Genomic DNA, 9986 nt, shown 5'->3' on the forward strand with positions numbered 1-9986 from the left:
ACGCGGAAGAGTTGCCGACCACCCGTCCGACCACCCGTCCGCCCGGTCGGATTCACGGACGACGGCGACACCCTGAGCAGCCGTCGTCGTGGCCTCGCTCAGACGGCCGTTTCGTCGGTTTCGAGGACGGCTTCGATGTCCACCACGACGTCGACCATGGCGCTGACGACCACTCCGCCCCGGTCGACCACGTCGTTCCAGCTCACACTGAAGTCATGGCGATTGATGCGGGTGGTTGCGAGGAAACCGGCGCGGCGCCTCGGGCCGAGGTCGCGGCCGCCCTCCCACCACGGGGTGTCCCACTGTCCCAAGTAGGTGACGTCGAAGGTTACGGAACGCGTCACCCCGCGTACGGTGAGATCTCCGGTGATCTCGAACTCGGTCGCGCTCACCTGACGCATGCGCGACCCGGCGAATGTCCATGTCGGGTGGTGCTCGACATCGAAGAAGTCGGCACTGCGCAGGTGGGCGTCGCGCTCGGGCTGGCCGGTGTACACCTGGGTCGCGTCGATCGTTGCCTCGACGCGGGCCTTCTCCGGCTCGTCGGGATCGACCTCCAGCAAGCCGTGTACGTTTTTGAGCTGCCCGCGCACGTAGGTGATCATCATGTGCCTGGCGCGGAACTCCGCACCGGTATGGCTGGGCTCGAAGAACCATGTGGTCGTGGCCATGGCGGCTCCCTGGCACTGTCGGCCCCCTTCAGTCAGGATAGGACGACAGGGGGCCACCGGCCTCCGGACGTCGCGCGACGACGACGAACTCCCGGCCCGGTCGGTCGGGCGCGTCGCGAACGTCCTCCACCACATAGCCGTGAGCGGTCAGGTCCCTTTCCACTTCCCGCCGCTCACGGAAGCGCAGCATCGAATCCGACGTCAGCACCTGGCCGTCCTCGGCGAACACGTACGTCCCCCGGAATGTCACCAGCGGCCGGCGCACCTCGATCAGCTGGATCCAGCTCTCGACGGCGCCGAATCCTGGAATCTCCGTCACTCGGTAAGAGCTCTCGCTGTTCCACTCCTCCCAGGCACGTCGCGCCGGATCCCGGGTCTCGAACACCAGGTGCCCGCCAGGCCGCAGTGCGTCGTAGGCTCCCCGCAGCGTCTTCCGCCAGGTCCGCGGATCAACGATGGCCTGGGCTACGTTCGCCGTCATCGTCGCGAGGTCAACCCGCAGAGAAGGAAGGGCTGTCGCATCACCGCAGATCCAACGGGCCCGCTCGCTGCCTGATTTGGCCCGCGCGACATCGATGGACGCCCGGGCGGGATCGACGCCGACGACCTCGATCCCGCGACCGGCCAGGAGGAGGGCGAACACCCCTGTCCCGCAACCGATGTCCAGCACTCGGCTTGCCCCGAACTCGTCCGCGATCCGCACGTATGCGTCGAGATCACCGCGGTCGGGGTCGAGCGGGTCATAGATCGCGGCGAGCCGTGGATGCCCGAAGCACTCGTCAGCCATGCCGCCGAACGTATGCGGAGCCGGTCCTGGATGACCAGTGAGTTTCGGCGTGCCGCCGCCACGGGCGCACCCCGCCGCAGAGCCCTGTACGACGCCGACCGGGGCCCGAGGGGGACACCGCTGCCTGGGCGCGGACGTCCGCCGGGTGACGGCGGCCGGCGGGTGGGCCGTCGTCACCCGGCGGGTTGTCCGTCACCGGTACAGGTTCCGGCTACTGGCTCAGCCGGGCGTCGGCGTAGGCGGCCATCGCGTCGCGCTGGTACTCGGCCAGGCCTGGTGTGACCCGCTCGTAGGTCACCGTGAACCGCTCGTCGTCGACATACATCTGGCCGAGGTTGCGATAGGCCGCCGCGTCGGGGGTCCAGAAGTTGCAGAGCCAGCGGTACTGCCGGTCGACCTCGTCCAGTACGGCTGGATCGTCCGCCGGGACGCCGGCGACCAGGAACTCGGCCATCCGGATCATCGCCGCCGTCCCCTCCTTCTGTAGCCGCTCGGTGTCCTCCGGTGTCAGCGTCGCGGCGAACTCCTGGGCCTTGTCGTAGTTCTGCGGCCAGCGTTCGCGCGCCTCGGCGTCGTACTGCGTGGAGTCGAAGCCCTCGAACAGGTTCTCGGCACGGTTGATGGCGGCCATGGCCGGCCCTCCTTGCGTCGCTTCGAGTTCGGAGACGGTGCGCGTGACCGTCGCGATGACCGCGCCGAGCCGGTCCTGCTCGACGAGCAGCCGCTTGAGGTGACCACGCAACGCCGCGACCGGGTCGGTCTGCCGGTCGAGGACCTCGGCGATCTGAGGCAGCCCGAGGTCGAGCCTGCGCAGGATCAGGATCTGCTGCAGCCGCAGCAGTTGGTCCACCTCGTAGTAGCGGTAGCCGTTCGTCCCGACATGGTCGGGGGTGAGCAGGCCGATCTCGTCGTAGTGCCGCAGTGTCCGGGAGGTGACCCCGGACATCCGGGCGACTTCTGCGATCGACCAGGTCATGGCGCGTTCCGTCCCGCTCTCGTGGCCGGTCTCTCCGGCCCGTGTCTTCGACGGTAGAAGTTGACGTTGCGGAAAGGTCAAGCCGGTGGCGCCCAGGATCTTCCGGCAGGTGGGAACCCCGGCCCCGGTCCGGCGCCGGGTGTGTTCCGGACCCGGCGCCTCGTGTCCGTCACCTGCGGGTCAGGAGATGACGCGGGCGAGGAACGCGCGGATGCGGTCGGTGATCTCCTCCAGATGGCTTTCCAGGGCGAAGTGCCCGGACTCCAGGAGGTGGATCTCCGCCTCCGGCAGGTCGCGTTGGAAGGCGTGGGCTCCGTCGGGACCGAAGATCTCGTCGTTGGCTCCCCACACGGCCAGCAGCGGCACCTGGCTGTCGCGGAAGTACTGCTGCAGCTGGGGGTAGAGAGCGGCGTTGCCCGGATAGTCGCGGAACAGCGCGAGCTGAATGGCGTCGTTGCCCGGTCGGTCGAGCAGCGACTGGTCGATGGTCCAGGTGTCCGGGCTGACGAGGCTCGGATCCGCGACCCCGTTCAGGTACTGCCAGCGGGTCAGTTCGAGCGTCAGGACACCGCGGAGAGGGGCTTCGGTCTCGGGCGTCGGGTTCTCGGCGTAGGCGAACAGCCCGTCCCAGAACGTCTTGACGAACCCGTCGGTGTAGGCGTTTCCGCTCTGCGTGATGATCGCGGTGATGCGCCCCGGAGACCGCGTGGCGAGCCGCCAGGCGACGGGCGCTCCATAGTCGTGCACGTACACCGCGAACCGGTCGACACCGAGCTGCTCCAGCAGCCCGGCGGTCACATCGGTGAGGGAGTCGAAGGTGTAGTCGAACTCGTCGACCGTCGGCATGGCCGACTGCCCGAATCCGATCATGTCGGGCGCGACGACGCGGTAGGTGTCGGCGAGAGCGGGAATCAGATTGCGGAACATGTGCGAGCTCGACGGGAAGCCGTGAAGCAGGACGAGTGCCGGTGCCCGCGGGTCTCCGGCCTCCCGGTAGAAGACATCCATGCCGTTGACGGTGGCGGTGCGGTGATGCACAACGCTGTTCATTCCAACCTCCAGTATTGCTGTGAACGGTTCGTGGCTGTTCGCGGTCCGGTGATCCGGCGGTCCGGTCCGACTCGGTCCGACCGACTCGGTCCGACTTGGTCCGGGGGTCCGGTCCCGTCACCTCACAGGTCGAGAAGCACATCGGTGGTGGGGATGCTGCAGCACGGCAGCACGTCACCCGACTCGGGATCCTCCAGGGGTTGCGTCGTGTACTGGACCTGGCCGGTGAGCAGGGGAGTGGTGCAGGTGTGGCACACCCCGGTACGGCAGGACCAGCGCGTCGGGATGTCGCATCCCTCCGCCAGCTCCAGCAGCGTCGCGTACTGGTCCGACCAGTGGGTGGACAGTCCGCTGCGGGCGAAGGTGACGGAGGGGCCTGTGCCTTGGGGGCCGGGCGGCTGGTGGGGACGTCCGGTCCCTGGAGAGGTGACGCCGGGGTTGATGGCGGCCGGCGCTCCGAAGACTTCGGTGTGGATGTTCGAGCCGCTCAGCCCCGCCAGCTGGAGAGCGGAGGTCACATCCGACATGAAGCCCGTGGGACCGCACAGGTAGGCGTGCGCGTCGGTGGGCACGCCCAGTTCCCGGACGGCTCCGCTGGTCATGCGTCCGTGAATCACACACGGCCCCCCGGTGGCCTCGGGATCCGGGACGGTGTGTTCCGGGACCGTGTCATCCGGGGCGGTGTAGTAGATGAAGGAACGGGCGTGGGGCAGCCGCGTGACCAGTTGCCGGGCTTCTTCCGCGAAGGCGTGCTGTCCGGGGTCGCGCGCGGTGTGCACCCACCACACGGCACGGGAGCTGTGCTCGCGGGCCAGTTGGTGCAGCATCGCCAGAACGGGGGTGACGCCGATGCCCGCCGAGAACAGCGCCACGGGCGTGCGTTCATCGGCCAGCACGAACGCCCCGCGTGGGGCGGCCGCTTCGATGACGTCGCCTCTGTTCAGATGAGTGTGGAGGTAGGTGCTCGCCGCGCCGCGTTCCTCGCGTTTGACGCTGATCCGGTACTCGGTGGCATCGGGAGCGGAGGACAGCGAATACGAACGCACCAGAGCGGGTTGGCCCTCTCTCGGGATCCGCAGGCTCAGATACTGGCCGGGCATGGCGGTGGGCAGCGGCTGGGAGTCCGCGGACCGCAGGTAGAACGAGGAGACCACCGGGGTCTCGTGGACGACCTGGCTCACGCGCAGCCGCTTGAAGCCCTTCCATCCCGGTGCGACGGGCGCGGGGCCGGGCGGCTGGTCGAGCCGGCGGCTCATGTCCCGGAAGGACTGCTGCCATCCGGGGCTGAGCGCCTCGATGTTCAGGGCGGCACGCAGCTTGGCCGGATCGGCCCCCGGGAGGTAGAGAAGGGCATCGGTGTCGGCGACGGTGAGCGCTCCCTTGCCGGTGCGGGTCCTGGTGATCCGGTCTCCCGCCCGGACCTGGCCCTCGGTGATGACGCGGAGGTAGAAGCCGGGGCGGTGGTGGGCGACCAGCAGGGAGGCCATGCGCGGTTCGTTGAGCCGCATGCCGACCCGGTAACACGTGACACGTGGCTGGGTGACCTCGAATTCGGCTTCGCCGATGAGGTATCGGTCGCCGATGCACACCTCGTCGTCCGCGAGTCCGTCGACGGTGAAGTTCTCCCCGAACTGGCCGAAGTCGAGATCGTCACGCTCAAGAACCTTGCGCCAGTACGCGTAGGACTGCGTCTGGTAGACGAGGACGGCCCTCTGCTCCCCGCCGTGGCCCTGAAGGTCTCCCTGGCCGTCTCCGTCGATATTGAGGCGGCGCACCATCCGAGGGCCGCCGGCGGGATACTTCCACGCTCCCGTGTGTACCGTTCTGCCCTGCCAGGGCACGTCCGTCGGCAGTCCCACGTTGACTGACAGCAGGGTCGCCATGTCATCCTCCCAGCGCGGTGCCGCCGCACGGTGAAGCTGGTCGCCTGATGTTGCTCGAATCGATCGGGCGTCTTGGCGCGACCGGATGTGTTGGCCCGAGTTGACCGGACGTCTCGGCCGAGAGGGGGCCGCCGTCCACCAGATCATCAAGTTTAGTGGTCCGGTGTATCAGCGCCCGGCTTCGCAGCCGAACCGTGGATGCCTGGGAACCTTGGATGTCCCGGGCTCCGTGCGTCGCGCCGTCCGGGGCTGTCCTTCGCCACGAGAGGCAAAGAGACTCACCGAAAGGTACAAAGGTTATGTGAGCAAGAATCCCGAAACCCCTCGCAGCATGGAGGAGTGGGCCGACCGGATCCGGACGGTCTCGTCGGCGGACGACCCCCAGGCCGCCCGTAAGCTGGCGGGCGACATCTACCGTGCCGCGCAGCAGGACCTCGATACCGAGCGCGCCCGCGCTGAGCTCGAACGCGAGGAATAGCCCGTCCTCCTTCGGCACCGGCGATCCCGCCGTGGCCCGGGGCGCGGGTACGTCCTGGCTCCGCGCACTGCCACGCCGGCCCGGGGCTCCGGCGAGGGCCCCGACCCCGCCGGGGACGACAGGACCCGGCCGCTCACACAAGCGGCTGCCCTCCGTCGACCGCCAGGCTGACGCCCGTCATGAACGTATTGGTCATGGCGAAGACCACGGCCTGGGCGATGTCCTCGGGCGTGCCGAGCCGGCGTGCGGGGTTGGCCGCGGACAGCTTTTCCAGGAAGGCGCCTTTCTTCTCGCCCAGCCCGTCCCACGCTCCGGTGTCGACGGTCCCCGGGGAGATGGCGTTCACCCGCAGTGGGGCCAGTTCCACGGCCAGTGAACGGATCACCACGTTCACCGAGCCGTTCGTCGCCGCCACCCCGAGAAATCCGGGATCCGGCTCAAGAGCGGCCACCCCGGAGAAGAACACGAGCGACCCTGTCCTCGGCATCTCGGGCGCGAAGTGCTTGGCCAGCATGATCGGACCCACGACCTTCGTGTGGAAGGACAGCAGGATCGCCTCCGGGCTCAACTCCCCGAGGGCGCCGCGGGCCCTCGCCGAGGCGGTGGACACCACGTGATGGACGCTGCCCACGTCGTCGGCCAGAGCCGCGATCGAGGCCTCGTCCGTAAGGTCGACACCCTTCACGGACACGGACGTGCCCTTGTACGCGGACTCAAGTGCCTCGCGGTTACGTCCCGCGGCGACCACCTGGGCCCCCTCGGCCGCTGCCGCGCCGACAATGGCCCGCGCGATGCCGCTCCCGCGCCCGACCACAAGAACCGTCTCGCCCTGCAGAGAACCAGTCATCATGCGCTCCTTCGCTTGGGTGAGGACCTCGTCTTCAGCGGGTGAGGACCTCTTCGGTTCCCAGACCCCGGTCGGCCCCGTGGGGCACCACCTGCTGGCCCGGCTCAAGGCGCAGCCGCTCACCGTCGAGGTGGACCTCGACCTTGTCGGGCTCGAACGAGACCAGGTCGCCGACCCGCCCGACCTCGGCGTAGGCATCGCGGTACGACCACGCCGCCCGCTTGGACTCACCGATGTCGTAGTAGTCGGCCAGCCCCTTGTAGGGGCAGAACGTCCGGCCCTCGACCGGGGTCAGTTCCTTCTCCTGGATGTCCTCGCGCGGCACGTACCACCGCGGTGCGAACCCTGATTCGTACAGCACCACGGGCCGGGTGGTCCGCGCGATCGGCGTGTCCCCCGAGCGCACCTCCATGGTGCGGGACGTGTCGCGGATGTCGATGCGGTGGTACGGGTCCGCCGCGTGCCCGAGGATCCGCTCGTCCTCCTCGTAGAAGGCGTCCATGGCCGGCCACGCGAAGGCGGCACGCCCCTCCAACTCGCCGGCGTACGCGGGGAGCCCCGTGAACTGCCACGCCGCGCGTTCAGCGCGATGGCCCGCGGCGTTCGCGGTGAACCAGGACGTCTCGCCGAGCTCGCGGTGCCGGGTGATGTGCCCGTCGGCCACCAGCACGCCGGGGCGCACCGACGACAGCGGGAAGTAGGCGACCGGATACCGTCCCGGCTCGTGCAGCACGACGACGTCCTCGCTGTCCGCGATCCACTCCCCGCCGAATCTCACCCTCATGCGGCGGCGCAGCCGCTCCGCGAAGAGCAGCCTCTCCGGCAGGGGCTCGGGGGTGAGGAACCTCCCGAGCGCGGTGGGGGAGTGCGGTCCCTGTTGCCATGCGAGTCCCATGACCGGTTCCTTTCGTCGGAGGCCCCTACTACGAGCTCGCGATTAACGGATAAATCAACCGTAGAACCATTAGGCGTGCCTCGCAAGGAGAGGCATGCGGACCCGTTCTGACTCAGGGTGCTCGTCCAGGTACCCCTGGTGCCCTGTCGGGGGCTCATGGATGGCTAATGGATACAGTGGCAGCGTGAGCATTCGAGTGGGTGTGGATGAGCTACAGGGCGCGGGGTTCCCGATGGGCGGCGAACCACTCGTCGCGCTGGACCTGGCCGACACATTGATGACGGTCACGGAACCGGCCACAGACCTCATCGGCACCCGGGACGCCTCCGCGACCTGGTGGGCGCTGCAATCCGGAAGCCTGCCGCCCGGCCCTGTTCCCGACGCCGCGGCCACACGCCGGCTGCGCGCCGCGATCCGCGACGTCCTGGACTCCCATCTGGAGGCCCGCGACGCCCGGCCCCATTCGGTGGACGACCTCAACGCCGCCGCGTCCGCGGCTCCCATGAGCCCTCGGCTGGTCGTGACGGCGGATGGCATCCACCGCGAGGAGCGCTGGCACACCGAATACGGCGGGAACGCGGCGCTGGCCGCCATCGCCGCGGAGGCCATCGGGCTGCTCGCCGACCCCGAACGGCTCCGGCTCCTGCGCCGCTGCGCCGATCCGGCCTGCTCGATGCTCTTCCTCGCCGGGAACAAGCGGCGCAAGTGGTGCACCAGCAACATCTGCGGCAACCGCGCGCGGGTCGCCCGCCACTATGAACGCACACACGGCGACCGATCCGTGTAGGCAGGTCTGCCACCGGCGGGGCACCACCCATGCCGCGTTCGCAAGCACCGGGCGCCTGCCGGACCGAGCGGTTGGACCAGACAGAACTCGTTTCCCGAGCGCGTCGTGGGCCGGCTGGCACACCTCGCTGACATACGCGGCGAAGCCACGGAATCCGCAACCGCCGGGACCTCCCTGCTTCCCGCACCGCCCGACACTCCCGGCCGCTTGTGGTTTCGGCCCGTCGGCTGTCACCAAGTGGTGAGGTCAACTGCGTGGACACAGTGGGGATCGGCCTTGTCCGCCACCCAGCGTTCCTTCTCGCACACGAGCGCCGGGAGCGCGGCCAGCAGGGCCGTCAGCGCGCCGGTGAGCCGTACGTCCGCCGCGATCAGACCGTCGGCTTCCTCGACCGCGAGGTAGAGCCGCATGCTGTCCGGGCCGGTGAAGAGGAAACCGCACAGCGCCGGGTCCGGCGGGGTCTCGACGAACGGCCAAGCCAGTGCGCGCAGGACGCGCAGCGCCCGGTCCGTGCGAGCCGGCGGGGCGGGTTCAACCTCGGCGGTGTCCACGCGGACCAGGGCCATGCCCATCACGGACCTGTCCGAACGGGGGAGACCGCCGGACGCGAGCGCTCGTGTCCAGCCCAGTACCAGGGGAGCGGTGACCGGCTCGTCATCGTCGTCCGACAGCGGGATCTCGTACGCGACCAGTTCCCGCGCCGCTTCGGCGTCGGCGGCGCCGGTCACGATCCGGACCGCCTCACGCGTCGGCAGGACGCCGCGCAGGAAGGTCCGGCCGGCAAGGGGCATCACCGTGTAGTCGAGAAGGAAGCGTGTGATGTGCGCCTGCTGCTCGACCGTCTCCCCGCACAGACCGCTCACTCGTTGATCCAGTTCGGGCACTTGTTGACGCCTTTGCAGTAGGCCGTGATGACACCGATCTTCTTGCCCTTGCCCGCGTCGTATTCACCATCGGCTGTGCGGCGGGCGTACTGCACGACGACCACGATGTCGACCCGCTTTCCGTTGTTGAGGGCGACACCGTGGTATTCGAGGCGCCCCCCGTTCTTCTTGTCCACTTTCCCGGCCAAGGCGGCGTCAACGATCCTGCATTTCTTGATGTTGTGCTTGCCGGAGAAGTGGTTCCAGCCGAGGTCGCCGTTGCCGTGGCGGGTGGGGATCACCCGTCCGTCGGGATCGGTCTCCTCGCACTTCACCTTCTTGTTCCAGTACCGCTCCGCCGACGCGTCGGACACCGGCACGGCAACGAGTACGGCAGCGACGACTGTCGCGGCCACGACGCTCATCATCCTCATGTCCGGACCGTGCCACACCCGGGGCGGCCATATGTCTTCCTCGTCGGCAGATTCGTTTCTCTGCTCCCCGGACGGATGATTCAGGTATCCGCACATGGACGACGACCCAGACGACATAGATGACGACACAGACGACGGAGGCTTGTCGCTGTCGTTCACGCGACAAGGGCGCGATCAGCCGGCAAAGCGCCCCGGCAGGCCCCACGGAGACATCGCGCCTAGGGTCTTTCGTTTGGATCAGGCCGGATCAGGGAGCGGGGTCTGGTGGAGGGGGTCCCTCCCGTGCCGTTCAGGCTACGGGGGAGGATCGCAAGG

Annotated in this window: 11 protein-coding genes; 2 read left to right on the forward strand and 9 right to left on the reverse strand. The window is 68.7% G+C overall.

Going from position 1 to position 9986, the window contains the following annotated elements:
* Positions 1-98: 98 nt before the first annotated feature.
* The 5 genes from CU044_RS01805 to CU044_RS01825 all read right to left on the reverse strand — a co-directional run bounded on the left by CU044_RS01805 (position 99) and on the right by CU044_RS01825 (position 5367).
* Positions 99-671, reverse strand: coding sequence for a YceI family protein (locus CU044_RS01805; protein WP_129766606.1), 573 nt, complete (start codon positions 669-671; stop codon positions 99-101).
* Positions 672-699: 28 nt separating this feature from the next.
* Positions 700-1458: a class I SAM-dependent methyltransferase gene (locus CU044_RS01810; RefSeq protein WP_129766608.1), complete on the reverse strand. Its 759-nt coding sequence runs from the start codon at positions 1456-1458 to the stop codon at positions 700-702.
* A gap of 211 nt (positions 1459-1669) precedes the next feature.
* Positions 1670-2434 carry a MerR family transcriptional regulator gene (locus CU044_RS01815; protein WP_129766610.1) on the reverse strand — a complete coding sequence of 255 codons (765 nt, stop codon included), beginning with the start codon at positions 2432-2434 and terminating at the stop codon, positions 1670-1672.
* A 180-nt stretch (positions 2435-2614) separates the two neighbouring features.
* Positions 2615-3484 carry an alpha/beta hydrolase gene (locus CU044_RS01820; protein ID WP_129766612.1) on the reverse strand — a complete coding sequence of 290 codons (870 nt, stop codon included), beginning with the start codon at positions 3482-3484 and terminating at the stop codon, positions 2615-2617.
* Between the two features lie 122 nt (positions 3485-3606).
* Complete coding sequence (locus CU044_RS01825) at positions 3607-5367, reverse strand: MOSC and FAD-binding oxidoreductase domain-containing protein (RefSeq protein ID WP_129766613.1); 1761 nt, start codon at positions 5365-5367, stop codon at positions 3607-3609.
* Between the two features lie 301 nt (positions 5368-5668).
* On the opposite strand from CU044_RS01825, the gene CU044_RS38290 reads away from it, so the two are divergent.
* Positions 5669-5845 carry a hypothetical protein gene (locus CU044_RS38290; RefSeq protein WP_165371746.1) on the forward strand — a complete coding sequence of 59 codons (177 nt, stop codon included), beginning with the start codon at positions 5669-5671 and terminating at the stop codon, positions 5843-5845.
* Between the two features lie 133 nt (positions 5846-5978).
* On the opposite strand, the gene CU044_RS01830 is transcribed toward CU044_RS38290, so the two are convergent.
* Entirely contained in the window at positions 5979-6692 is a 714-nt protein-coding gene (locus CU044_RS01830) for an SDR family oxidoreductase (protein ID WP_129766614.1), read from the reverse strand.
* 34 nt (positions 6693-6726) lie between these two features.
* Positions 6727-7587 carry a DUF427 domain-containing protein gene (locus CU044_RS01835; RefSeq protein WP_129766615.1) on the reverse strand — a complete coding sequence of 287 codons (861 nt, stop codon included), beginning with the start codon at positions 7585-7587 and terminating at the stop codon, positions 6727-6729.
* Between the two features lie 184 nt (positions 7588-7771).
* Between CU044_RS01835 and CU044_RS01840 the strand changes: the two genes are divergently transcribed.
* Entirely contained in the window at positions 7772-8374 is a 603-nt protein-coding gene (locus tag CU044_RS01840; protein WP_205124043.1) for a CGNR zinc finger domain-containing protein, read from the forward strand.
* Between the two features lie 230 nt (positions 8375-8604).
* Here CU044_RS01840 and CU044_RS01845 read toward each other — a convergent pair whose 3' ends face one another.
* Both CU044_RS01845 and CU044_RS01850 read right to left on the reverse strand, forming a co-directional pair.
* Positions 8605-9258, reverse strand: coding sequence for a hypothetical protein (locus CU044_RS01845; protein ID WP_129766616.1), 654 nt, complete (start codon positions 9256-9258; stop codon positions 8605-8607).
* Positions 9234-9671 (reverse strand): hypothetical protein, encoded by a 438-nt coding sequence (locus CU044_RS01850; protein ID WP_240045266.1) that lies wholly within the window; start codon positions 9669-9671, stop codon positions 9234-9236. The genes CU044_RS01845 and CU044_RS01850 overlap by 25 nt, the downstream gene beginning before the upstream one ends.
* Positions 9672-9986 lie beyond the last annotated feature (315 nt).

This window comes from Streptomyces sp. L-9-10 (assembly GCF_004151105.1).
Classification (GTDB): Bacteria; Actinomycetota; Actinomycetes; order Streptomycetales; family Streptomycetaceae; genus Streptomyces.